This window comes from Chryseobacterium sp. CS2K3 (assembly GCF_059515185.1).
Genome location: NZ_JCAKRW010000002.1, coordinates 257,523 through 281,649, shown reverse-complemented (window position 1 = coordinate 281,649; position 24,127 = coordinate 257,523). Strand labels below are relative to the sequence as shown.

Below are 24,127 nucleotides of genomic sequence, written 5' to 3'. Positions count from 1 at the left end.
GCAGAATCAAAAAATAGTCGTAATTTTGCACCCGTTACATAATAATCATTAAACAATATTGGAATGTACTTAACAACAGACAAAAAGCAGGAAATTTTCGCACAACACGGAAAATCTGCACAGGACACAGGAAGCGCAGAAGGACAAATCGCTCTTTTCACTTTCAGAATTAATCACTTATCTCAGCACTTAAAGGCTAACCGTCACGATTTCAACACAGAGAGATCTCTAGTGAAATTAGTAGGTAAGAGAAAAAGTTTACTAGATTACCTTAAGAAAAAAGATATCGCAAGATATAGAGCAATTATTGCTACATTAGGACTAAGAAAATAATCTATAAAGATTTTCAAAATAAAGCAACTTCGAAAGAGGTTGCTTTTTTTGTTGTATCTAAATTGAGATTAAATTCCGAGAAAGTATATAGAGCTTAAGCCGGTGGATATACATTTGCTTAGAAAGAATCAATGAAATTGATTCCATCCTTTGTGCTCCCTTGGAAATATGAGATTAGTGGCTGAAAACGGATCAGGTGCAAAAGTTATGGACTAAGTAAAAAGTTTAGTTAATCTGAAGAAAAAAACAAATAAGGGAGCTAAGAAAGCGACAAAAGTCGCTGATGAAGCGATGTAGATACGCGTACGCTTAGAAAGAATCAATACAATTGATTCAAGCTTTGCTTCCTAAAATACAACACCAGATAATAGAAATCCTTTGGGTTAAATTTTAAAATTAAACAGATCTAATATTCTAAGGTCCACAACTTTTGCGCTTGATCCCTGAAAACTTTGCGTTAAATTAAATTGCATAACTACAATATTATCCTCCAGCATTTGAGACTGTGCGAAATAAGAAGTTTATTGCTTAGCCTTTATTTTTTCCAATCTTTCCCAAATGCGTATTCTGAAAACTATCAGGATATTTCAATCCATATCCTAATACTCTATCAAAAGCAGAGTGTGAAAATAAAATAGCTCCAGCCACCTGTAAATAGGGAAGTGATAAGGCTATTCCTATAAGATAGACTGCGACAGCCACGCCAAAGTGGTGAAAAAGATTGTAGCAGAATGCACCCACTTTATTATTAACAGTATATCCCAGCATAGAAATATCCGGAGCAAGGAATAATCCTGCAAACCACCACCAGGAGTATTCGGTTTGTGCAAAAGCTAGAATTCCAAGAGCTAAAAAGGCTGCATATTCGAGTTTTAATTGGATGTTCATCAGAATAGAGAATTTAAGTGATCTACAAAATAGGTCGTAATTTCAAAGATAAAGTTACAGGTTAAGGTTGGTGGAATAATTCGACATTCGATGCTGAAAAATAATGGAAAATACTAAGACGCTAAGGTTTAAAGAATCTGTTGTTTTTAAGGCAAATAGATTGATCTCAGATAAAATTGTATACTGTTTTAGCATGTATGAATTCACCGATGAGATGAAGTTATGAAAAATAATAGGCTGCTTCAAAAAATGAAACAGCCTATAACTTTATTTATATATTTTTTTTAATGTCCCGATTTAGCTTCAGTACTTTCTACATGCCCAAGATATTTAGTGCAATAAGCTCCAAAAATTAAAATAACCAAGTAGCAGAATACAGGAATAATAAACGAATGCTGTACTCCAAACTGATCTGCAAGATAACCCTGGAAAATAGGAACTACAGCACCTCCTAAAATAGCCATTACGACTAACGAAGATCCCTGGCTTGTATACTTTCCTAATCCCGAAATTGCTAGTGTATAAATATTAGAGAACATAATTGAATTGAAGATCCCAATTCCTAAAACACTATACATTGCCAGTTCTCCATGATTTACCATAGTGGAAATCAATAGAATAACATTGATGGCTGCAAATATGGAAAGTGTTCTTGCCGGAGCTGCTTTACCAATAAAGAATGCTATGAAATTCAGTAATATAAATACAAGGAAGAAGCTAATTTGGGCAAAACTAAGGTCTACAATGCTGAAAATTACTAAGAAAACCAATGCTGCTGCACCTAGCATGAAAATAGCTTTTTTTGCCTGGCTGATTGAGTGATTTAATGAAATAGCCCCTAAGAAGCGCCCAATCATGGCACCTCCCCAATATAAAGAAAGGTAATTTTTACTGATTGTTTCATTGAATTTCATGGTCTCTTCAAGGAAACTGATAATGAAACTTCCAACAGCTACTTCACCTCCAACGTAGCAGAACATAGCGAAGACTCCAAATTTTAAATGATTGAATTTCAACGCACCCCAACCCTGTACGGTTTCTTCAGTTTCTGTCTGAAATGAAGGCAGTTTTACTCTTGAAATTAATAAACCTACCAATAATAGGATCGCTGCAAAGATTAAATAAGGAATTCTTGTTGCTACAGCACTGAAAGTCCCGTCTGGTTCAGAAAATAATTCAAAAATCAAGTGCCCTCCCAATACCGGCGCAATCGTTGTACCGAATGCATTGAAAGCCTGGGTCATATTCAGTCGGCTGGACGCGGAGTCTTCTGAACCAAGTAGTGAAACATATGCATTTGCCGTGATCTGTAAAACCGTAAATCCTAAACCTAAAATGAATAAGGCTCCGAGGAATAAAGGATAATATGAGAATGTAGCCGCGGGATAGAATAAAATACATCCTAATGCTGCCAAACCGATTCCGAACAAAATTCCCTTTTTGTATCCTACTTTGTTGATAGGGTCACCTTTGGAAATGGAAATCAGAAAATAAATTAAGGATCCGATAAAGTAAGCTCCGAAGAAACAGAACTGTACCAGCATGGATTCAAAAAAGGTAAGTTTAAAAAGTTGTTTAAGATAAGGGATCAGAATATCATTCATACAGGTGATGAATCCCCACATAAAAAAAAGCAGGGTGATGGTAATCAATGGAACCGTATAATTCCTGCTTTGAGATGGTACTTCTTTATTATTCATATATATTTATTTATTCCTGAGCAATTGGCTATCCTTATTTAGAGCTGCCTAAAAGCGGAGATTTAATTGAAATTTTTATACTTTTAATATTATCCTTTTTTAACTCTTATATTTTTGATCTCAAAATAGGAGTTATTTTGAATCTCATTCATATATTATTAAGTTGATTCTATTATTAAGATGTTTAACAACAGGTTCGCTAATAGTATTTGGTGAGTATGGCAAATATAGGAATCAGCCTATGTTTTTGCAATAATTTTGTCGGTTTTTATAGCGGTCTCAACTTATTTTATTAAATCGAAATATTATTTTCGCTTTTTGGGACAATAATACTAAAAAACAGACTGTTTTTTAGGTGAAATACTAGGAAAAAATACTTTTTAATTTTTTGGGAAAGTGAAAAAGTTTAAATTACCAATGTTAATTTTTGAAACTTTCATAAAACGGATAGCCAAAATTTTGTATTTTGACTGTCTATTTATTCATTCGAAAAAATTAATATATCATTATTATTAGTACCTTTGCATACGAAAATTTAAAGAGTTTAAATATTAATCATACTCAATACGGAGTATAAAGAAGCAATTTTATGAGTATACCTCAAGCGTTTATAGAAACGGTTACCCTTGCAGACGGAAGGGAAATCACTATTGAAACGGGGAAGCTGGCTAAGCAGGCTGACGGATCTGTAGTAGTGAAATGTGGTGGAACAATGCTATTAGCAACTGTTGTAGCCAACAAAGAAGCAAATCCTGGTGTAGACTTTTTACCATTAACGGTAGATTATAGAGAAAAGTTTTATGCAGGTGGAAGAATTCCTGGAAATTTCTTCCGTAGAGAAGCAAAACCATCCGATGATGAAGTGCTTACAATGAGATTAGTGGATAGAGTATTACGTCCGCTTTTCCCTGAAGATTTCCACGCGGAAGTACAGGTGATGATCTCATTAATTTCTTACGATAAAGAAGTAATGCCTGAGGCTCTAGCAGGTCTTGCAGCTTCTGCAGCAATTGCAATCACAGATATTCCTTTTGACGGACCAATGTCTGAAGCGAGAGTAGTAAGAATCGACGGACAATTATCCGTTAACCCAAGCTATGAAAACTTACTGAAAGCTGATATCGATATCATGGTGGGAGCTACTAAAGATTCCATCGTAATGGTAGAAGGTGAAATGAAGGAGATCACTGAGCAGGAAATGCTTGAAGCGATCAACTTCGCTCACGTAGAGATCAAAAAACAGATCGAAGCTCAGGAAAGATTAGCTGCAAAAGTAGGTAAAGCTTTCCCTAAAAGAGAATACAGCCACGAAGAACACGACGAAGAAATTCGTGAAAAAGTATGGAAAGAATGCTATGATAAAGTATATGAAGTAGCAAGAACTCCATCTAATAAAGAAGAAAGAGGAGATAAATTCAAAGCAATCCGTGAAGAGTTCTTAGCACAATATGCTGAAAACGAAGAAGAATTAGCAAGAGTAACTCCTTTCGTTAAAGTATATTACCATGACGTAGAGAAAGAAGCTATGCGTCAGATGATCCTTGAAGACAATATCCGTCTTGATGGTCGTGATCCACAAACAATCCGCCCGATCTGGTCAGAAATCGATTATCTTCCCGGAGCTCACGGTTCAGCAATCTTCACAAGAGGAGAGACTCAGTCTTTAACTGCTGTAACTTTAGGTTCTGTAAAAGATGCCAACATGATCGACAGCGTAATTACGCAACACGACGAAAGATTCTTCCTACATTATAACTTCCCTCCATTCTCAACAGGTGAAGCAAGACCTTTAAGAGGTACTTCAAGAAGAGAAGTAGGACACGGAAACTTAGCTCAAAGAGCATTAACAGCTGTAATTCCTGCGGAAAATCCATATACCATCAGAATCGTTTCTGATATCCTTGAATCTAACGGTTCTTCTTCAATGGCAACAGTTTGTGCTGGTACATTAGCATTAATGGATGCCGGAGTTCAGATTACAAAACCAGTTTCTGGTATTGCAATGGGATTGATCACGGATAAAAAATCAGGAAAATGGACTGTACTTTCTGATATCCTAGGAGATGAGGATCACCTTGGAGATATGGACTTCAAAGTAACAGGTACTGCAGACGGTATCACAGCTTGTCAGATGGATATCAAAATCCAGGGACTATCTATGGACATCATGGAGAAAGCTTTGATGCAGGCTAAAGATGGAAGATTACACATCCTGAACAAAATCACGGAAACTATTTCTCAGCCAAGAACAGACGTGAAGCCTCACGCTCCGAAAATGGTAGTAATGGAGATTCCTAAAGATTTCATTGGTGCTGTAATCGGACCTGGTGGAAAAATTATCCAACAATTACAAAAAGATACTGAAACGGTTATTGCTATCGAAGAGATGGGAGAAATCGGACGTATCGAAATTTCTGGTACAGACAGAGAGAAAATTAATGCTGCTATTGCAAGAATTAATGAAATTACTTTCGTACCGGTTATAGGTGAAGTTTATAAAGGTAAAGTAGTGAAAGTAATGGATTTCGGAGCTTTCGTTGCTATTGCTAAAGGAACAGAAGGTCTTCTTCATATTTCAGAAATTGAATGGGCTCGTTTAGACAAAGTTCCTTATGCTGAAGGTGATGAAGTAGAAGTGAAGTTCATGGGTTACGATGATCGTAAGAAAATGAAGCTTTCCCGTAAAGTTCTTTTACCAAGACCTCCAAAACCAGAAGGAAAACCAAGACCAGAAGGACAAGGCAGACCAGACGGACAAAGAAGACCTGAAGGACAAAAGCCACAAGGTGAAAAACCTGCAGCTAATCAGGAGCCTTCTGCTGAAGCATAAGATTTATTCTTAGATATAAAGAAATCCCTCATTTTTGAGGGATTTTTTGTTTTATATTGCTTCATTTTTGTTGGAATACGCAAAGGCGTAGTTTTTTTGATATGGGGTTGTTTTAAGGCGTAAGAGAATCGAAGATTCTCAGCTAGGGATATTGCCTTATTTTGCCACGGATACACGAATAGGTTTATTCCGTGTGTTGAAAATTATGATATTTTAAATCCAATATATTTTAAAAAAAATTCGTGCATTCGTGGCTATTAAAAGTAATTTAAAGCCAACTGCATAATCGGCAGGATCTGCGAGAGAATTTTTCATTGCTTGATATTATCAGAAAGACTATCAAAAATCTTCGCACCTTTACATATTCAAACAGACTTTTAAGCGATTCCAAAGCTTTAGCTACCTATTCTTTGTTTCAAATCCTCAGCACCTCCGGTTTTTCTAGGTTGTCCGTTTTTAGAAGATCCGAAATTATACGTATAAGAAAGGGTCATTACCCGTGTATCTCTCTTTACTGCAAAGTTTTCGATATAATCTGTGTAATTGGTCTGTCCTTTTATATTACCTGTAAAAAATACATCTGTGAATGAAAATTTCAGTACGCTGTTGTTTTTAAATTTCTTCTGTGCACCGATATTCAGTGACCAATATGGGCTCATATTCAGATAAGCATAAACTTCTCTAGCTCTGTAATTCCCTGTTAATTCTGCAGTGAATCCATTACCAAGTTTGAATGAATTAATACTATTGATATTAAAAGTAAAATTTCCTTTATTATTAATCTGTGTTTCCGAAACATTCCCAGTGTAAGATCCGTAGTAGAAATTAGCACTGTTGTTCATATCCCACCATTTTGTAACCTTTACGGGAGCGATCAGGTATAATCCGAAATATGAAGCAGAGCTTAGGTTTTCAAAAGTCTGTACCGTTACATTTTCTCCATCTTCCACAATAGGTTTCAGAATATCTGTGATATTATCTGATGTTTTGCTGTAGCTTAATGTGGCAAAATATTTATTACTTAAGCTATACGTAAGTTCATAATTCATTGTTGTCTGAGGATTCAGATCCGGATTTCCTGATCTCATGGTGGTAGGATCAAGATAAAGCTTAAAAGGATTCAATTGATTGTAGCTGGGTCTTGTAATCCTTCTGCTGAGATTCACTTCCAGATTACTTTTTTCCGTAAGATCATAAGATAATACTGCACTTGGAAACAATTGAGTATAATTTCTTTTATTGATTTGATTCGTGGTAACCTGCGTACCTTTTACATTGGTATTTTCTAACCTTAAACCCGCTGTAGCTTTAAATTTATCCCACTTTTTAGATAAATTTCCATACACCGCATTGATATTTTCCTCATAAATAAAATGATTGGTTTTTCTAAAGTCTGGCACTAAAGCGTCATCTTTCACATCGAAGAACTTCAGGTCATTATCCGTTTTTACAAAGCTGGTTTTAACGCCGCTTTCAAGCTTCCAGTCGTTATTCAGATTTTTGGTAAGGTCAGATTTTAATGAATAGATATTCAGTTTTCCATCCAGATCACCTTTCATGATATCAAGCTGATTGGTACCATCATTTATTTTGTGTGTTCTTGTTTCAAAATTCTGTAGAGAAGAATTTGAGTAGTTGATATAATCAAAATCGGTAGAGATTTCCGAGCCTAAAGAATCAAGAGTATATTTATGGTTTACATTAAACGAAACATTCGTCCATTTATCATTTGATATATTTTGAGTATTAAAAGTACTTTCGGGTCTGTAGACACTGTTAAGCGTTGTATTGGAATTATCACCATTGAGATTGAATGTATTTGAAATAAGCCCTACAGAAAAACCGAGAACGTTTTTATCATTCATATAATAATCCATTCCGGCTTTAGCAATATGATTATTGAATTTAAATTTCAGATAGTTATCCTGAATATAAGCTTTCTCAAAACTATTATCCTTGTAGAAATTTCTATCCAGAACCAGCCAGTTATAAGCTTCCCTGTAGGCATAACTGTAATTCCCGAAAATATTGATTTTTTTATTTCTGTGATTGATACTGAAACTATTATTGTTTTTTACATATTTTCCCATTCCCAGAGAAGTGGAAACACTTCCGTTGGTCCCTTTTCTCTGCTCTTTTTTAAGCTTGATATTAATAATCGAAGATCCCGCAGCGTCATACTTTGATGATGGATTCGTAATGAATTCTATCTTATCAATGGTGGATGAAGGAATTCCTTTAAGATAATTAGCAAGATCGTTCCCGGTCATTGGTGTATTTTTACCATCAATCTGGATCAGAAGATTACTTTTTCCTCTAAGGCTGATATTATCATTATTGTCAATATTGATGCCCGGAGCCTTTTCCAATACTTCAAAAGCAGAATTTCCGGTGCTGGCAATGCTGTTTTCTACATTCATGATCATTTTACCATCCTGTCTTTCGATCATTGGTTTAGATTTGGTAATGGTAACGCCTTCAATTGATTTTACGTTCAGATCAATAGAAGGAAGTGTTGTATTATCTGCCACTGAAATTATCTCGGAATGGTAAATTTCTGAGCCGTTTCTGTTGATTTTTAAGTGATACGTTCCGCCTTTCAGATCACTGAATCCAAACTTTCCGCTGGAATCTGCAATTTCTGTTTTAATTAGTTTATTATCAGCATCCAAAAGGTTGATTTCCATCTGTTCTGTTTTGTCGGATTTTATGGTTCCGGACAATGAGAAACTCTGTATCTGGGCTGAAAGTAAACTGCTGAATAACATCAGTATCCAGATAAAAATGAGTGAAAATATTCTGGTCATAGTGTTTTATTTTTTAGGGTTAAGACAATTTTCTGAAATAGTAAGCAAAGCCGAATACATTACCTCAAGCTCATCCTTTGTAATCCCTTTTAAAGCAACTTCCCGGTTCTTTTCTACGATATTCTGAACCTCTCGGATTACTTTTTTTCCGGAATCTGTCACCTCCAGATTTGTTTTTCGGCGGTCATCAGGATGAACATGTCTTGTGATATATTCAGATTTTACCATTAAATCAATAATTCTCGTCACAGAAGCATTGTCCTTAAAAACAAGATCACCAATTTCATTCTGGGTAATTCCCGGGTTTTCCAGAATTGCTTTGATGATAAGCCACTGATCAATCGTTATGGTGAATCCATGCGCTTTCAGCTGGCGTTGTGCATAGTTTCTATAGGCTCTGATGGCTTTGTCTATGTTGTAGAATATAATTGAATTTAATTTTTCCATACTTTCAGATTATAATGATTTATCAATTATTGATATATCAATTAATTTGTTGATGACAATTTTCTTTTGTTACATCTTTCTGAAAATATTTTTAATAAAAAATCAAAAACTGTGAATAGAATCACTCATTTTTCCTTTATCATAAGGATTTATATTCAAATAAAATTAATTTTCTTTAAATAATTGATCGATCTGTTTTTTCATATGCTTATTGGGTGCAGTTTTATAAAACTCAGATAGCAGGTCCATTGAAGACGGTTTCTTGGGATATGGATTATTGTTCAGGAAATTTTTCAAAGCAGTATTTACTTTACTTTCACCTATTAAATTACATAATTGGACCATCGCCACAGCTCCTTTGGAATAAGAAATATGAGAAACTTCTCCGGTAGCTCTGTAGATGGGAAGATCGTCGAATAATCCTTTCTCATTATCATAAATCTGCTGATGAACCTTGAGTCTTTCCATCATTTTTGCTTTTCCGTGCATCTTTTTATAAAGCATCATTTCGGTGTACATGGCGAGGGTTTCTGTAAGCATTGCGGAACCTTCTCTGTTATCGGGATTGATCTGGCTGTTTCCCCACCAAAGATGGGAAAGCTCATGTCCTGCAAGCTCATTAATCACATCCTGTTGTTGATCAGCCTTAATATTAGCATGAAAAACCATATCCTCGGGCATAAAAATGGCAGAAGGGTAGGCGGTGGCAGCAAAACCTCTGGTAAATGAAGATATTTCTGCAAAACTGATCGTTTTAAAAGGATATTTTCCAAAATTCTGCTGGCAGTAATCCAAGGTAAGCTTAGCATTTTCAAGAAGATGGTTTACATTTTCAAAATGGTTTTTATGATAGAAAACATTTACGGTTATTCCTTTGTAATCAATACTTTTTACCTGATATTCTGCTGAAGAAACTGCAAAGCGGAAAGGGATATTCTTTGATTTATATCGAAAATAATTGCGTTCTGATGACGTCCAAGACGTTACAGGATCACCAGTACCTATAGCGGTCTGAGTCTTTTCGGTGGAGATAATCAGGTCGAGATTGATAAAATCTTTTTTGAATACTTCTGGGGCTTCTGGTTTTGATCTCGCTGCCAGTTTTCCAAGTTTATATTGGTTTCTGATCTGCTGATCCTGAATTTCAAAATCCTTTTGATAACCAATGGTTGGATAATATCTGCTGATTCTCATAAAAGATCCGTTTTCAATAATGGCATTAAAGGAATGGTGTCCGTTTACCGCCAGCCATTTATAAGAAATTTTAAATTCAAGGGAAGCTGTGGCATTAGGTGATAATGTTTTTTTTAGCCCTATTTGGAAAGTGTTTTGGGTAATAGGTATGGTTTCAGTTTCAGACTTAAATATTGCATTTTCCAAATTCAGATCAGGATTAAAATTGATCAGAATTTTATTAATGGATTGATCCGTTTGGTTTTTTAGGATATATTTTCCGTGAATTTCATAGGAGTTTTCTGAGGGATAAAGCTTTACTTCAGTCGTTACATCTGTAATATCAGGTTGTGGCAGATTTTCATACTTTCTGAAATCCTTTTCATAATTAACGAAACTCAGCAGCTCTTTATTTGAATCCTTAGGAAGATAACCTTTCATGAAATAACTTCCTGCAATGATTCCTGAAACACATAAAATAACGGTGAAAAGTAATTGCTTAAAATGAACTTTTCCAAGTTTGATCAAAGTATTTAGCGTCCATAATGAAGAGATGATGCCCGCTCCGAATAATAATCTTTGAACAAAAACATTTTCATAATTTCCATACCCATTAAAATCACTGTAAGTTCCCTTAAAACCTGAAAATATTCTGATAAGAGGATAGGGGATAATTTTACCGGAAGCAGGACCTGCAAGGGTGAAAACAACCAAAACTGATATTCCCAGAGCAATAAACTTGTGAGGGATCCTATCGTTGATCAGCAAAATGAATCCAGAAAATAAGATGAGCGGAAAAGTATTGAAAAGAAAAACAGCGAGATAAGCATTCCAATCGATATGAAAATACTGATATGCAGCCTGAAATATAATACCTTCTACAATTAAAATTATAGTAAAAAAGAACAATAAAATACTTATGGAAAAGAAATGTCCGGCTAATTTATTTTTTGAAAAAAAAGTACTGTTTTCAATCAGAATGAAAGCTGATGAACGGGATCTCCAGTACAGATCATTAATAAAATAAGCTGTGATAATCAGCCCAATGAAGTGAAAATTCTCTGAAATAGTGGTGGCAAGAAGCCCTGAGCTCGCATATTTCTGAGGAAGACGAATTCCTTTTTCGATTTCTGCATACATTTCCATTCCGACAGCAAAGATCACGAGAATGGAAATTGCAGGAACGGTAATGCTTTTAAAGAGGTATATACTATCAATTTTAGCAAATGATAGTATTGATTTTAATGAAGAAATTGTTCTATACTCGGATTGGACTGTAGAGTATTTCGTTTGTGAAATCTTAGGCAAATAATCAGCTAAAGCAATTGTTTTCTTTACTTTCTGCTTTGAAATCGTAGAAAAGGAAAATAATTTTAAAGAAAGTAATAAAAGCCCCGAAGATATAAGAAAAACAAGGACTCTGTTAAAAAATAAATATCCTGTGATGGGCACAATCTTCATGTTCTTTTGTTCGGCAGTAAGTGATCTTGCCTCCATAAAGTAAGAAGATAATCCAAAAGGATCTAATAGGGCTGAAATCTGTTGTGTTTCTAAAGATTGTGGAATGCTTCCTGCCATGAAAGGTGAATTGGAAAATAGCAAAATAATCATATAGAAAACATACAGCAATAATCCTCCTATGACCACCAGCAGTTTTTTTCTGAGAGAAAAGGAGATTAAAAAAAGAAAACTGCATACCAAAAGTGTATTGATAAATCCGAAAATAAATAAAGGATAGAGATAATGAATACTATTGAATCCCGTCTGAATTTCACTTCCGGTACGAAGGTTCTGACCTATGATAAATCCCAACATCAGAAGGACGAAACTTAAAAATGTCTGTAAAAAATAGATCCCAAATTTTCCTTTCAGGTACGTCTGTTTTGACAGGGGATATGAATAGAGAACGGTATGGAATTTTGAATCTTGTTCTTTAAATAAAATTTGTAAGGCATAAACAGTTGCAAAAAACAGGATGGAAAGACTCAGCATTCCGGTCATAAATCCAATGGTGTATGGTGAGTTCAGATAAATTCCTGCTCCCACAGAAAGATTGAACTGCTGACCACAAAAAATACCAATAAATACAAGAATTAAGGCAATAAGATAGGTAAGCCAGTGCTTGGAATTGCGTCTGACTTCGAAAGAAAATATGGCGTTCATCGCTAAGGTTTTTGAGTTAAGGAATAAAAGTAAAAGTGTTCTAGTAAAGGATTTACAGGACGGAAGTCTTTAGGAGATTTATCGGAGAAAACAGTAATATGATGCTCTCTTTCTATCAATTGTCTGCTAATTACTTCGTATTGTGTGTAATACACTTCCAAATCGTTTTGATTGATAGATCGGGACCAGATTTTATTCTCCAGTTCAGCCATTAATTGTTTAGGTTCACCTTTTCTGATAATCTGTCCATGATTCATGACAGCGATTTCTGAGCATAGATTTCTTACATCTTCAACCAAATGTGTGGATAGAATCACAATTACATCCTGGCTGATGTCATTCAGCAGAATATTGAACCGATTTCTTTCTTCAGGGTCTAAACCTGCCGTAGGTTCATCCACAATAACGATTTTGGGATCTCCCAACAATGCCTGAGCCACTCCGAAACGTTGCTTCATTCCGCCTGAAAAAGTATGAACTTCTTTGCTTTTAAAGTCTGAAAGATTAACTTTTTCAAGCAGAGTTGTGATCTGTTTTTTACGAAACCTGTTATCTGTAATGCCTTTCAGTATTGCGATATGGTCAAGAAGATCATAGGCTGAAACTTTAGGGTAAACTCCAAAGTCCTGAGGAAGAAATCCTAAATTTTTCTTGATAAATTCAGGGTTTTTGACAACATCTGTATCATTGAAAAAAATGGTTCCCGAACTTGGTTTCTGTAAGCCTACGATGGTTTTCATCAGGGAAGACTTTCCGGCTCCATTGGGACCTAAAAGCCCAAACATTCCGTTTTTTATTTCCAATGAAATATTATTAATGGCTTGAAAACCATTTTTATACGTAAGATTAAGATGATTGATAGCTAAGGTGTTCATAATGATGAGTTTAGATAATAGGAAGTGAAGCAATCCTGTGGAGGACTACTGTTGTTAGAGAGACGGATAATAGATGAGAGACTTAGAGTGTCGATAATGAGGATCATGTATAAGACTTTCAGCTTTCAAATACCAGAATATTGAAAAGGATGACAACCTTAAACGATGAACTTTTAACCTTGGACTCTATGAATCTTACTCTTTGTATTCCAGAATATCTCCCGGTTGGCATTCCAGGATTTTGCAGATAGCTTCCAGCGTGTCAAAGCGTACGCCTTTGGCTTTTCCGGTTTTCAGGATAGAGAGGTTGACGGGTGTGATTCCCAGTTTTTCTGCCAATTCTTTACTCTGCATTTTTCGTTTGGCTAGCATCACATCTAAGTTGACTATAATTGGCATGTTAAATAAATAGATCTTGTTCGTTTTGCAAATGTAGCCCTTGCTTAAATATATTGGCAAGAAACAGACAGAAAATTCCAAGCATAAAGTGAATAAACACCAGTCCCCAGATGATACTTTCTACTTCCACAAAGAAATTCGCGATAATGACTACGGGAAGCGGAATAAAAATATTAAAAAGGTAAAATCTCTTGAGTTGTACTATATGTTCTTTTGTAAAAAGTTTTGGCTGGAAAAATACCCTGAAAACCATTGCCGAAAGCCAGAAAAAGATTCCATAAGAAAATAAGACCAGCATAAATGAAAAGATAATATAAGGATAATTGTTTTCTATATTCAGGAACGGTTGTTCCGTAAATGGATAATTGATGTGAAGGAACTCACCATTTTTATAAGGAGTCACAGAAAAATCTGTAACAAGGCAGAATATGGAATACAATGCTGTTATTAAATATCCTCCTGACAGGATGGAGCAGATATAAAATAAAATTCGGGATATAATTTTGGTCTGGTTCATGTCACGATCATTAATTAGTATTACAAATGTATAATTAATTATCGTAAAACAATAATTAATTTAAATAAAATTTTATTTTCAAGACTAGAATTTATTCATGAAAACTGAAAGGAATGTTGTCATAATCAGTGCTTTTAATTCATTTTAAATTAAAAAAATTGAAATCATGGCTTATAATACGAGGAATTTTAGGGTTTGAAAGTATGAGAGTGGGATTTACTGTTGTTATTTCCCACTATTTATTACTCATTATTTATTATGTATAATTTCCGCCGTATAGTTGTTCTCTGATCTGAACAAGTATTTTTGTTGTTTTTTCCAGATCCGGATAATTAGGGAGATTTGAAATAGCATATTGCTTTTCAATAGATTGTATTAAATCATCTGCCTTATTCATCACAGCTTCATAAGACCAGTTTCCGGATTTAATATCCAATAATTCTTCTCGGTTATCAACCTTTGTCTGCAATGATTTTGTTTTAAAAATCTGATCACAGGATTGCAATAAACGGATGGTGTGCATCATGTTTTTGCTGTCATAGTTCTGTCCGTGGGTTTTGTTGACGTTATAACGCTCATCATTGCGCTCTTCTACCCATTTCCAATATTCCCTGTAATCTTTACAATACGTAGAGTAGGCATCCAAATTACAGAACATATATGCATCCGGCTTTTTATCCTTTGGAACAGACGATACAGAAACCTGATTGGCATCTTCGTTTTGAATAATTCCTTTATAGCCCAAAACATCTGCATCATCATAAAATAAGGCAAACATTCCCTTTGTATGATCAATAGCTGTTAATCCACATTTTTCCTGAACTTTTCCTTCTGCGGACAACCATTTGCTTAAAGAAACAGCATTTTGTTCTTTAAGTATAAAGCAAAAATCAAGGATAGATTTTCTTTCTTTATCAATAGGATTCAGGATCTTTTTATTAAGACCTTTTGCCTTTTTGATTTGAGAAACAGCATATCCTGCAAAGGTATCTTTGCATAATTTTGAAATAAAATCTTCAGGTTTCAGTACATCCATCACCGGATCTTTATGAAGTATGCAATCTTCCGGACTTGCCAGGACTTCCAAAATATTAGGATTATTCTTCTGCAATAATTCCACAAATCTTCCGATTTCGTAATACGCAATATCATTCGTTTCATTGGAAATCTGTGGAATGTAGTTCAGCCCAAAGAAATCTTCTTTAGGTAAATAATACACTCCACGGATGTCCGTATCTGAAGTTTCCGTTGCCAGACCGAAAGCGCGGCTACCGGAGATAGCTTCGAAGAGGATGAGGTTTTTGTTTTTGAGGTCTTGGATAGTCATTGTAGTTGTTACATTTTCCTTTATTGTGCCCTAATTTTTAATACAGCTTTCTACAATCACTTCTAAAGCTTTTTCAGCATCACAGGCATATAATCCAGAGCACCATGCCGGGTTAGCTTCAATTAATGCCCAGCCTTTTCCTTTGATAATACCAAAATCCAGAACTATAGCATTGGGTAAAGTAGTAGAATACTTTTTGATAAATTTTTTAAAAAACTCAAGCATATCGTTCTTTTCAGTTTCAGATAAGGAATTGGTATCAAAACTATTGTTTCTCCAATAAGAAGAGTATGTTTTTATTTCATGATGAAGTACAAAACATCTTACTTCAAGCTCCCATTCTACAACTTCCGAAGTGAAAACTGCTGCGCTTGGATCTATAGTATCAAAACCTTTAATATCCGTCACTTTGTGATAAACCCCTGCTTTAAAACTTTTAAAGTCAGAACATTTAATGAAAATATCTTCTTCGTTAATAAAATCGTTCAATTGTGCATAGGAAATTTTACGTTTTGTAAATTCCTCTGAAATACCAGCAAGCCAGTTATCTTTTGGTTTTGTTAAAGTCAGATTACATTGTTCAGCAACAATTTCGGAATAGATATCTTCGCCATATACTGCAATCACATCAGAGCGAAACTCTTCAGGAACATTCCATTTCGCATTGAAACGGTTCAGTTCATATGGTGAATTAAGGGATGCTTTTTTTAGATTATTGCTGTCTTCCGTGTATATGGGGGAAAGTGCTATTATATTTTTCATTGGGTATATTTAACAATATTAATATTGGTTTTTCTGTCTTTCCAAAGCTTCTCTGATAAGTTCCTGTAGTGGCTTAGACTGTGTAAGAACTTTGTATTTTATTCCTTTTGTTGTTTGATAAGATGATATGCTATCTGCCACGTTGCCTTTTTCTTCAGTATTAAGAAGCAGATGATCATAATGTCCAAGCTCCATGGTGATGATTAATTCTTGTCCGGACTTCCTGAATTCTTCATAGCATTTGTTGATAAAATCAAAATCAGGATTTGTTCTGTCAAAACATTTTTCTTTCATGCGATATTCATAAATAGCCTCATCCAGTTGTTTTGATAATTCATTCAAATCAGTATCAAATCCATGAAGGTCTTGGTATCGGGTAACTATCCATTCAATAAAAGCTTCGGTATAGAAAATTTCAAAGCTGTCATCATCTATATCCCAAAAAATACTGTAATAATAATTGTTTTTAGGAAGATCGTATTTTTTGAAACATTCAATGACTGATAATGGAACTTCAAGCCCTAATTCGTTCTTTAATAATTCACATTGTTCAACAAACTCATGTGTTTTTTCTTCTTTAGAAAGCAATTTCTCAACTCTTTTTTGACCATGTGTAACCTCCTTCTTTCTGAAAAAATTAAATATTTTCATTTTGTTTTTCCTTTACATGTTTAATATTTCCCTAAAAACCCTCTCTATTTCAGCTTTATCCGCATTTCCTCCTCTCAAACTTTTCGATTTTTCCTCATTTTCTGCTATTGTTTTCTCCAAAAACTCAAACAATTCCCAATCATTCGGATGATAATAAGCTTCTCCTTTCGTGGCTTTTAAAGTTATAAGGTCTTCTATTTTTGTTCTGGTTTCATCATCCACTAAAACAAGCAACTCACTAAACAATACAGGAGGAACCGTTCCTTTTTCTATGATCCACTTTCCTGTAAGTGCAGTTCTTAGGCAATAAAAATAACTTTTTAATTTTACTTCATCAGCTCTGCAAACTTCAAGGTATTTTTTGCTCATGCTTAAATAATGATACGAAACTGCTATTGGAGAAAAACAGGCATCTGCCAATGGCTTGAAAAGTTCCACAAACTTGTCATTTTTCTCATAAACGATAGGAGAGTAGAACCAACTTAATAATGCTGCATTCGATTTCAGCAAAAGATGAAATGTCTTTCGGAGATCCCATCCGGAACCGTCCAGATCATCTTCTGTCATAAATTCTATGGTTTCATCTTTATCCCAGGGCGAAAGATACCAGTCTTTTTCATGGCGGTATATAAATCGTATGTCATAATCACTGTCAGGCGAGGCAAAACCCCAGGCTCTGCTTCCGGATTCAACGGCAAGAAGTACTTCTACACCTTTTGTTCCTTCTACTTCTTTTATTTTTTCTAATATTCTTGGTGTCATTGTTTTTAATTTATAATGCAAAGTAAGAGAGGTAGTGCGCAGTATTTGTGCGTAGTTTTTTTGTTTGAGAGTATTAGAGTATTAGAGTATTAGAGTATTAGAGTGGCGGAGGTTTAAGATTTTTATTACAATATAAAAGGGTTTTATGCTTAAATTATCTGAGTCTCAAATCTGAAATATTGGTCTCCGTTCCATTTTCAGGGGTTTTTATCTCTCATCTCTTTGTCTATTATCTCTTTTTCTCTCTATCCACCATCAATCCATTGTACAAACATTACCCACAATACTCCTTATTTCACTAATATTGCACTTTCTCTATTTAACATAACTACTTTACATCCATGTTGACCACAGAATTACAGCATAAAATTGATTTTAAAACCAAGCCTCTTGGCGCATTAGGAGATTTGGAAAACCTTGCCCATAAAATTGGGATGGTTCAAGACACAACTTCTCCTCAGCTATCCCATCCGCACATGGTGGTTTTTGCTGCCGATCACGGAATTGCAAAGGCAGGAGTAAGTGCCTATCCGCAGGAAGTGACCTATCAGATGGTGATGAATTTCCTGGGAGGCGGGGCGGCAATTAATGTATTTTGCAGACAACATGATATGAATATAAAAATTGTTGATGCAGGAGTCAATTTTGATTTTCCCGAAGGATTGAATTTAATAGATAAAAAAGTCAGAAAATCCAGCCGTAATATTCTTGAAGAACCTGCAATGACGTTAGAAGAATACCAGAAAGCTTTAAATAACGGAAGTTCTGTAGTTGCCGAAATTGCAGAAACGGGTTGCAATATCATTGGATTTGGTGAAATGGGAATTGGAAATACTTCTGCTTCTTCACTGATGATGAGTAAATTGTTTGATCTTTCCATCGTAAGCTGTATCGGACGCGGAACCGGACTGAATGATGATCAGTTGCAGAATAAAATCAATATTTTATCAGCAGCAATAGAAAAATATCCTGATGCCGTAAGTCCCGATGAGATTGCACAAACCTTTGGAGGTCTGGAAATTGCCCAGATGATCGGAGCAATGGAAGAAGCTTTTCGCCAGAATATGCTGATCATGGTAGATGGATTCATTGCAACGGTTGCAATGGCTACTGCATGGAAAAAGAATCCTGCAATCCTTAAAAATTCTATATTCTGTCATGTAAGTGATGAAAATGCCCACCTTCAGCTTCTCGAACTATTGGGACAAAAAGCGTTGCTGAATTTTAATTTACGCTTGGGAGAAGGAACTGGTTGTGCTTTGGCTTACCCGATTATCCAGAGCGCAGTTAATTTCCTGAATGAAATGTCCAGTTTTGAAGACGCTCAGGTTTCAAATAAAGAATAAATGAAGACCATAAAGAACGAATTGATCTACTTTGCAACGGCACTTATGTTCTTTACAAGAATTCCGGTTCCGTTTACCCTTCCGTATTCCAGTGAGATTATGAATAAATCTCAAAAATATTTTTCTTGGATAGGGTTTCTGGTAGGAGTGATGAATGCTGCTATTCTCTATCTTGCCACACAACTTTTTAATCTGGAGATAGGTATTGTTCTCATGATGATAGGGAGTGTTTTACTTACGGGAGCATTTCATGAGGATGGTTTTACAGATATGTGTGACAGTTTTGGAGGCGGATATGGTAAGGAGAAGATTCTTACGATAATGAAAGACAGCAGAGTAGGAGCTTATGGAACCATAGGGATTATTTTGCTTTTTGCTTTAAAATTCTTTAGTATTCAGGCTTTGGGAACAGCCGATCTCTGGAAGACACTAGCTGTTGTAATTCTTGCTCATACTTCTAGCCGATTTATTTCCGGGACCATGATCTATACGCATCAGTATGTGACTGATATTGATGTAAGCAAATCTAAACCTTTAGCCAATAAACCTTTAGACGGATTGGCTTTGGGAGTAAGCTTTATCGGGGTTTTAATTTCTTTTGCCTTCATTCCGGACTGGCGCTTGATTTTAGCTTTTGCACTCGCATATCTGGGAAAGATCTGTATGGGATGGTATTTTAAAAAACATATCGGAGGATATACCGGCGATTGTCTGGGGTCTGTTCAACAGGTGGCTGAAGTTTTATTTTATCTTGGAACAATGATCGTATGGAAATTCATCTGATCCGGCATACCGCTGTAGATAACCCGGAAAACCTTTGTTATGGATTTGCCGAAATGCCTTTACGAAAAGAGCATAAGGAAGATTTTGAAGTTTTAAATCTTGATCCTGATTTTGATTATATCGTTTCAAGCCCTGCTCAACGATGCTGTCTTTTGGCGGACTTTTTTAAATTCAAATATTCAACGGATGAAAGATTGCGTGAAATGAATTTCGGAGATTGGGAATTAAAGAAATGGACTGATATTCCTGAAAAAGAAATAACTCCCTGGTATGAAGATTTTATTCATGTAAAGGCTTCCGGAGGTGAGAATCTTGTTGAAATGCAAACGCGGGTGCTGAGCTTCTGGAATGAGCTTATTGTAAAAAAAGATATCCGTAAAACTTTAATAATTGCCCATGCCGGTGTTATCCGTCTGATTTTACAATATGTACTGCAATTTCCATTGGAAAATATGTTTACCATTCAGATTGATTATGGTAAGAAAGTAATTGTTGAGAGTAAGGAAGGGTATTTTTCTATTAAAAAGATGAACGTGTAAAGAACGAATATAAGAAAGGCAAATGCTGAATCTTTTTTGTCGAAAACTTTATTAATAATTGAATACATAAGTTTAGATGACAAAGTGTATGTTTACTACAGAAGATCTCTATTTGTCCTTCCGTAGGAATCTATATTCTTATATTTTTAAAAGTATATTTCTTTCTGAATATTATTCCAAAAAACCACGTGACAAAATCACATGGTTTTGAACCTATTTATTTAAAAATATTGATAAAGCTATCTTTTTCTAAAGTTTCCAGTGAAAAATCAAAATCAGCCTCCATTTTTTCTGTTGTAATCTCTGCTCCCAGCTCTTTTACTAGCGCATTGAAAGAGATCGGTTCATACCATTGCTGGTATAAAGCGTTCGTTGCCATCTCTGAAGTTTCAGAATTTTCGGAAACATGAGAATGACCGGCACCAAAATTCAACAGAACAAAAGTTTGTTTTCCTCCTTTTGGAAGTAACATTCCAAGGACAGTCTGTCTCTGAACAGAATTACATTTCACTTCAGCAAAAAGATGGTTTGGATTCATCATATATTCTCTTGAAATATCATCGCCTTTACCGATCACAATTTTATATCCGCATTCAGTGTTTCCTGCATATACATTATTCATGACCAGTGTAGGAACATGCAGCCCTTTATTGGCATACAGATATTCCACAGCACCATTGGGCGCAGAAGTCATATCTCCGGAATACATCAGATTTCCGTCATCCTGATTATAAGCAGCATTCCAGCCTGTTTTTCCCCCGATGTTCAATGCCGAAAGATCAAGATCATACGCTCCCCATCCATCTTCCCAATAGATTCCTACAGCTAGTTTTTCACCAGAGAAACGGGTTCCTGTCGGGATATTTCCTACAAACATCTTTTCAGAAGTAGGAAGTGCGAATTCTATATTCTCAGGGAAATAGAATTTCTTTCCGGAAATATTTTCATACTTCAGTTTTAGGAAATCCAAAATAAATTCATAGTTGAATTGATTCACATAAGTTTCCTTCCCTTTTTTAACCCACGATTTTCCATTTCTGATTCTGTATACAAAAGTATCCTGACCATACATTCTTGAGTAACATGCTGATAAAGCTTTGAATAATGCAAACGGCGTTGCATTTTCCAGCCAATGCCAATCACTATTCTCCAGCAATGTGTTCGTTGCCTCATTTAGCGGATTGGAAATTAATGGCTTATGATATACTTTAGAAAGCTTTGAGATTTTATTAACCGCTTTTGGAGCTCTGTTTTTATAAGCAAGGAATAATGGTTTAAATCTGTTGAAAATTTCTGCCAGTTTTTCCATACCAAAGCTGTTAAACAGAGATGTTGGGTTAAAATTACTCTGTTTAATTAAATCAATCAATTCGTCATTTTTAATTAAAAGCGTCGTTTGGGTTGTTTTATAGATTACATAACGAAAAAACTCAACAGGATTTTCAGGATAAATATCGTACAGATCAGCAATTTTTATAATGGCTTCCTTATTTCGGATATTTTCTTTTCCTGTAAAATCATATTCCAGTTCCGTATGAAGAATATACAGTAAATCATTAATTGTTTCTTCCTTCAAAGCAATTCCGGATTTCAATAGAGAAAGACATTTTTCCTGCATTTCTTCTATTGTATAAGCTTTTATTACTTTAAAAATCAACTTTGTGTCAGGTATATTCAATATTTCTTTAGGAATGTAAATTTCACTCTGAAAATTACTTCCATACGTTGAAATATAATGTTGAATCTGTTCAAAAAATAAGTCAGTTCTGGAAGTATTTTTTATCTTCTCCCAAGATTTATGGAACGTTTTATTCAAATCATTTCCATTCAGCTTTTCTTTTGAATAATAGGCGATGATTTCTTTTTTTGCCCAGACTGCATGAGGTTCAATAATAAAACCGTCATTAGAAATAAATGGCTCTGCATTCGATTCCTTAGCCAGTACAGCATTGAATAATTGTAATGTTTTCATTGTTTTCATTTTAAAAAAATAAGTGAGGAGTAGGTTCATTAAAAGTGAAATTGTATAGGAACTCCTTTTACCTATAGTTTTGAAAAGGCGGGAAGTAAAATCCAGTAAAATAGGAACTCCCTTTGCCTGATAATTTGTAAAAAGCGGAAAGTATTTCTAACATATAGAAACTTTCTTTGCCTTATTTTATTGAGGAGCAGACAGGACTCGAACCTGTGACACACAATTAGGATTCATAGGAACTTCATTTGCCTGTAGCGAAAAGTAATTTTGTTGCTCTACCATCTGAGCTACTGCCCCTGCCTTTATGAAAAAAGTTTTCATGAACCTTACAGACTTTTACATCCGGAAGGTTGGGTTATTAGTTTTTTTGTTTTTTCCAAACCTTATAGATTTCAAAAACCTATAAGGTTTAGATCATAGTAATATTAAGCTTTTCTATATTTTTTCTTTTTCTTCCAGGGTGCATTTTTCTGAACATCACCTGCCATGATACATCCGTAAGGCATCACCTCATCCAATACTTCACAAAGTCCGTATTCTTCGATCTGAGCTCTTACATTAGCTGCATTTTTATAAGCGCTCGGTAATTCAGAAATATCAATTTCATTAGAATAGAAACGAATATCCAGTCCTGCAGTTTCCTCATTAAAGATCTCTTCAGTGGTCTTATGTGCCAGAGATCTCTTATGCTGGCTTCTGCTGAAATTTCTTCCTGCTCCGTGTGGGGCAAAGCCAAGATTTCTATCATTCGTTTTACCCTGAACAATCAATACCGGTTCCGCCATGTTCAAAGGAATCAGTCTAGGTCCTGTAATATCAGGCATAAACTTATCATCCAATGGAGTAGCACCTTTAGCATGATAAAAAAGATCACCATCCTTGAAAACAAAATTATGTTCGTTCCAATATCTGTTCTCTTTCTCCATTTCAAGTTTGTTCAGAACGGCATCATGAATGTTGGTATGGTTTTCCTTTGTCCATGTTCTTATTAGCTGAAGTGCTTCCCAATATGATTTTCCTTCTTCAGTATCATAAGGAATCCATGCATTTTCTCTTAGTGTTTCAGGAGAAATATCCTGTCTGAAACGATTGGCAACCTTCATTCCCTTATCATATAATGCTGCTCCCGGAGCTCTTGATCCGTGATGAGTTACCAGCATGGTATTTCCTGTATTTTTTGAGATTCCTACAAACAGGAAGTGATTTCCGTCACCCTGTGTTCCCATATGAGAACGGGCAATACTGATCAGTTTTTCATCATTCAAGAACTCATTTTCTCTGAAAGCATCCATCAATTCCTGAGACATAGGCATCTGTTCACCTCTTGGTCTTCCTCCATATCCGAAATGAGTAACAGAATGAGCAGCATCAAGAACCTCCTTAGGATTTGCTTTTCCAAAATCTGTTAACATCACAGAACAACAGATATCTGCGCTATGGAATCCCGGATGAATAGCATTTTTTGCTACCACCACACCTCCTACAGGAATCTGTCCCTCCGGTCCCGTAGGACAGGCATCAGGCATTAGAGCACCTCCGGTCAGCGTTGGCGTTTTCATCAGCACTTTCATCGTTTTGATTACCTTTTCTACATTATCATTTTCACTTTCATGTTCAGCTCTGATATTAATAATAAAGTCCTGAGGTGTGTCGTGAAGTGGGATAATATCCGGTTGTCTGAACTGCACCAGATATTCATTGATTTGATCTGCATTCAGATTATTTTCATTGATATAGGTAATGGCATCTTTAAACCATTTCGCTGGTCTATATCCTAATTCGATTAAGTGATTTCCATTAAATTCCATTGTTATTTGATTTTGATAGTGCAAAGTAATACACGTATTGCG

19 protein-coding genes and 1 tRNA gene are annotated in these 24,127 nt (G+C 35.3%); 5 read left to right on the top strand and 15 right to left on the bottom strand.

The window, feature by feature from the left end; genetic code table 11:
- Window positions 1-63: 63 nt before the first annotated feature.
- Window positions 64-333, top strand: coding sequence for a 30S ribosomal protein S15 (rpsO, locus tag AC5YGG_RS04375; protein ID WP_066695614.1), 270 nt, complete (start codon window positions 64-66; stop codon window positions 331-333).
- A 528-nt stretch (window positions 334-861) separates the two neighbouring features.
- On the opposite strand, the gene AC5YGG_RS04370 is transcribed toward rpsO, so the two are convergent.
- Window positions 862-1,221 carry a DUF4260 domain-containing protein gene (locus AC5YGG_RS04370; RefSeq protein ID WP_496143238.1) on the bottom strand — a complete coding sequence of 120 codons (360 nt, stop codon included), beginning with the start codon at window positions 1,219-1,221 and terminating at the stop codon, window positions 862-864.
- Between the two features lie 284 nt (window positions 1,222-1,505).
- Entirely contained in the window at window positions 1,506-2,921 is a 1,416-nt protein-coding gene (locus AC5YGG_RS04365; RefSeq protein ID WP_496143237.1) for a sugar MFS transporter, read from the bottom strand.
- 589 nt (window positions 2,922-3,510) lie between these two features.
- Here AC5YGG_RS04365 and AC5YGG_RS04360 point away from each other — a divergent pair.
- Window positions 3,511-5,751, top strand: coding sequence for a polyribonucleotide nucleotidyltransferase (locus AC5YGG_RS04360; protein WP_496143236.1), 2,241 nt, complete (start codon window positions 3,511-3,513; stop codon window positions 5,749-5,751).
- Window positions 5,752-6,146: 395 nt separating this feature from the next.
- Here AC5YGG_RS04360 and AC5YGG_RS04355 read toward each other — a convergent pair whose 3' ends face one another.
- The 10 genes from AC5YGG_RS04355 to AC5YGG_RS04310 form a co-directional block, all read right to left on the bottom strand.
- The gene (locus AC5YGG_RS04355) at window positions 6,147-8,558 is read right to left on the bottom strand and encodes a TonB-dependent receptor domain-containing protein (RefSeq protein WP_496143235.1); all 2,412 of its coding nucleotides are present in this window, start codon (window positions 8,556-8,558) and stop codon (window positions 6,147-6,149) included.
- A 6-nt stretch (window positions 8,559-8,564) separates the two neighbouring features.
- Window positions 8,565-9,005 (bottom strand): MarR family winged helix-turn-helix transcriptional regulator, encoded by a 441-nt coding sequence (locus AC5YGG_RS04350; RefSeq protein ID WP_496143234.1) that lies wholly within the window; start codon window positions 9,003-9,005, stop codon window positions 8,565-8,567.
- A 165-nt stretch (window positions 9,006-9,170) separates the two neighbouring features.
- On the bottom strand, window positions 9,171-12,341 hold the full coding sequence (locus tag AC5YGG_RS04345) for an ABC transporter permease/M1 family aminopeptidase (protein WP_496143232.1): 3,171 nt from the start codon (window positions 12,339-12,341) through the stop codon (window positions 9,171-9,173).
- Window positions 12,342-12,343: 2 nt separating this feature from the next.
- Entirely contained in the window at window positions 12,344-13,216 is an 873-nt protein-coding gene (locus AC5YGG_RS04340; protein ID WP_496143231.1) for an ABC transporter ATP-binding protein, read from the bottom strand.
- Window positions 13,217-13,411: 195 nt separating this feature from the next.
- Window positions 13,412-13,615: a helix-turn-helix domain-containing protein gene (locus tag AC5YGG_RS04335; protein WP_045494476.1), complete on the bottom strand. Its 204-nt coding sequence runs from the start codon at window positions 13,613-13,615 to the stop codon at window positions 13,412-13,414.
- A 1-nt stretch (window position 13,616) separates the two neighbouring features.
- Entirely contained in the window at window positions 13,617-14,132 is a 516-nt protein-coding gene (locus tag AC5YGG_RS04330; RefSeq protein WP_496143229.1) for a DUF2975 domain-containing protein, read from the bottom strand.
- Window positions 14,133-14,388: 256 nt separating this feature from the next.
- Window positions 14,389-15,459 carry a nucleotidyltransferase domain-containing protein gene (locus tag AC5YGG_RS04325; RefSeq protein ID WP_496143228.1) on the bottom strand — a complete coding sequence of 357 codons (1,071 nt, stop codon included), beginning with the start codon at window positions 15,457-15,459 and terminating at the stop codon, window positions 14,389-14,391.
- A gap of 30 nt (window positions 15,460-15,489) precedes the next feature.
- Window positions 15,490-16,221: an ATP-grasp domain-containing protein gene (locus AC5YGG_RS04320; RefSeq protein ID WP_496143226.1), complete on the bottom strand. Its 732-nt coding sequence runs from the start codon at window positions 16,219-16,221 to the stop codon at window positions 15,490-15,492.
- A gap of 18 nt (window positions 16,222-16,239) precedes the next feature.
- Window positions 16,240-16,872: a hypothetical protein gene (locus AC5YGG_RS04315; protein WP_496143225.1), complete on the bottom strand. Its 633-nt coding sequence runs from the start codon at window positions 16,870-16,872 to the stop codon at window positions 16,240-16,242.
- Between the two features lie 12 nt (window positions 16,873-16,884).
- The gene (locus AC5YGG_RS04310) at window positions 16,885-17,634 is read right to left on the bottom strand and encodes a nucleotidyltransferase domain-containing protein (RefSeq protein ID WP_496143224.1); all 750 of its coding nucleotides are present in this window, start codon (window positions 17,632-17,634) and stop codon (window positions 16,885-16,887) included.
- Window positions 17,635-17,975: 341 nt separating this feature from the next.
- On the opposite strand from AC5YGG_RS04310, the gene cobT reads away from it, so the two are divergent.
- Genes cobT through cobC form a run of 3 tightly spaced genes read left to right on the top strand, consistent with a single transcriptional unit; the run spans window position 17,976 to window position 20,302 of the window.
- Window positions 17,976-18,980, top strand: coding sequence for a nicotinate-nucleotide--dimethylbenzimidazole phosphoribosyltransferase (gene cobT / locus AC5YGG_RS04305; protein WP_496143223.1), 1,005 nt, complete (start codon window positions 17,976-17,978; stop codon window positions 18,978-18,980).
- A complete protein-coding gene (locus AC5YGG_RS04300) occupies window positions 18,981-19,763 on the top strand; it encodes an adenosylcobinamide-GDP ribazoletransferase (protein ID WP_496143222.1) in 783 nt (260 codons plus the stop codon). It begins immediately after the preceding gene.
- Complete coding sequence (gene cobC, locus AC5YGG_RS04295; protein WP_496143221.1) at window positions 19,748-20,302, top strand: alpha-ribazole phosphatase family protein; 555 nt, start codon at window positions 19,748-19,750, stop codon at window positions 20,300-20,302. The genes AC5YGG_RS04300 and cobC overlap by 16 nt, the downstream gene beginning before the upstream one ends.
- A 217-nt stretch (window positions 20,303-20,519) precedes the next feature.
- On the opposite strand, the gene AC5YGG_RS04290 is transcribed toward cobC, so the two are convergent.
- From AC5YGG_RS04290 to AC5YGG_RS04280, 3 genes are all read right to left on the bottom strand, one after another.
- A complete protein-coding gene (locus AC5YGG_RS04290) occupies window positions 20,520-22,274 on the bottom strand; it encodes a hypothetical protein (protein ID WP_496143220.1) in 1,755 nt (584 codons plus the stop codon).
- Window positions 22,275-22,466: 192 nt separating this feature from the next.
- A tRNA-OTHER gene (locus AC5YGG_RS04285) sits at window positions 22,467-22,574 on the bottom strand.
- Between the two features lie 128 nt (window positions 22,575-22,702).
- Window positions 22,703-24,085 (bottom strand): RtcB family protein, encoded by a 1,383-nt coding sequence (locus AC5YGG_RS04280; protein ID WP_496143219.1) that lies wholly within the window; start codon window positions 24,083-24,085, stop codon window positions 22,703-22,705.
- Between the last annotated feature and the right edge of the window lie 42 nt (window positions 24,086-24,127).

What these genes read in the sequence shown, in the direction of transcription:
- rpsO (WP_066695614.1), top strand. Translation starts at nt 64, where the DNA reads ATGTACTTAACAACAGACAAAAAGCAGGAAATTTTCGCACAACACGGA.
- AC5YGG_RS04370 (WP_496143238.1), bottom strand. Translation starts at nt 1,221, where the DNA reads ATGAACATCCAATTAAAACTCGAATATGCAGCCTTTTTAGCTCTTGGA.
- AC5YGG_RS04365 (WP_496143237.1), bottom strand. Translation starts at nt 2,921, where the DNA reads ATGAATAATAAAGAAGTACCATCTCAAAGCAGGAATTATACGGTTCCA.
- AC5YGG_RS04360 (WP_496143236.1), top strand. Translation starts at nt 3,511, where the DNA reads ATGAGTATACCTCAAGCGTTTATAGAAACGGTTACCCTTGCAGACGGA.
- AC5YGG_RS04355 (WP_496143235.1), bottom strand. Translation starts at nt 8,558, where the DNA reads ATGACCAGAATATTTTCACTCATTTTTATCTGGATACTGATGTTATTC.
- AC5YGG_RS04350 (WP_496143234.1), bottom strand. Translation starts at nt 9,005, where the DNA reads ATGGAAAAATTAAATTCAATTATATTCTACAACATAGACAAAGCCATC.
- AC5YGG_RS04345 (WP_496143232.1), bottom strand. Translation starts at nt 12,341, where the DNA reads ATGAACGCCATATTTTCTTTCGAAGTCAGACGCAATTCCAAGCACTGG.
- AC5YGG_RS04340 (WP_496143231.1), bottom strand. Translation starts at nt 13,216, where the DNA reads ATGAACACCTTAGCTATCAATCATCTTAATCTTACGTATAAAAATGGT.
- AC5YGG_RS04335 (WP_045494476.1), bottom strand. Translation starts at nt 13,615, where the DNA reads ATGCCAATTATAGTCAACTTAGATGTGATGCTAGCCAAACGAAAAATG.
- AC5YGG_RS04330 (WP_496143229.1), bottom strand. Translation starts at nt 14,132, where the DNA reads ATGAACCAGACCAAAATTATATCCCGAATTTTATTTTATATCTGCTCC.
- AC5YGG_RS04325 (WP_496143228.1), bottom strand. Translation starts at nt 15,459, where the DNA reads ATGACTATCCAAGACCTCAAAAACAAAAACCTCATCCTCTTCGAAGCT.
- AC5YGG_RS04320 (WP_496143226.1), bottom strand. Translation starts at nt 16,221, where the DNA reads ATGAAAAATATAATAGCACTTTCCCCCATATACACGGAAGACAGCAAT.
- AC5YGG_RS04315 (WP_496143225.1), bottom strand. Translation starts at nt 16,872, where the DNA reads ATGAAAATATTTAATTTTTTCAGAAAGAAGGAGGTTACACATGGTCAA.
- AC5YGG_RS04310 (WP_496143224.1), bottom strand. Translation starts at nt 17,634, where the DNA reads ATGACACCAAGAATATTAGAAAAAATAAAAGAAGTAGAAGGAACAAAA.
- cobT (WP_496143223.1), top strand. Translation starts at nt 17,976, where the DNA reads ATGTTGACCACAGAATTACAGCATAAAATTGATTTTAAAACCAAGCCT.
- AC5YGG_RS04300 (WP_496143222.1), top strand. Translation starts at nt 18,981, where the DNA reads ATGAAGACCATAAAGAACGAATTGATCTACTTTGCAACGGCACTTATG.
- cobC (WP_496143221.1), top strand. Translation starts at nt 19,748, where the DNA reads ATGGAAATTCATCTGATCCGGCATACCGCTGTAGATAACCCGGAAAAC.
- AC5YGG_RS04290 (WP_496143220.1), bottom strand. Translation starts at nt 22,274, where the DNA reads ATGAAAACATTACAATTATTCAATGCTGTACTGGCTAAGGAATCGAAT.
- AC5YGG_RS04280 (WP_496143219.1), bottom strand. Translation starts at nt 24,085, where the DNA reads ATGGAATTTAATGGAAATCACTTAATCGAATTAGGATATAGACCAGCG.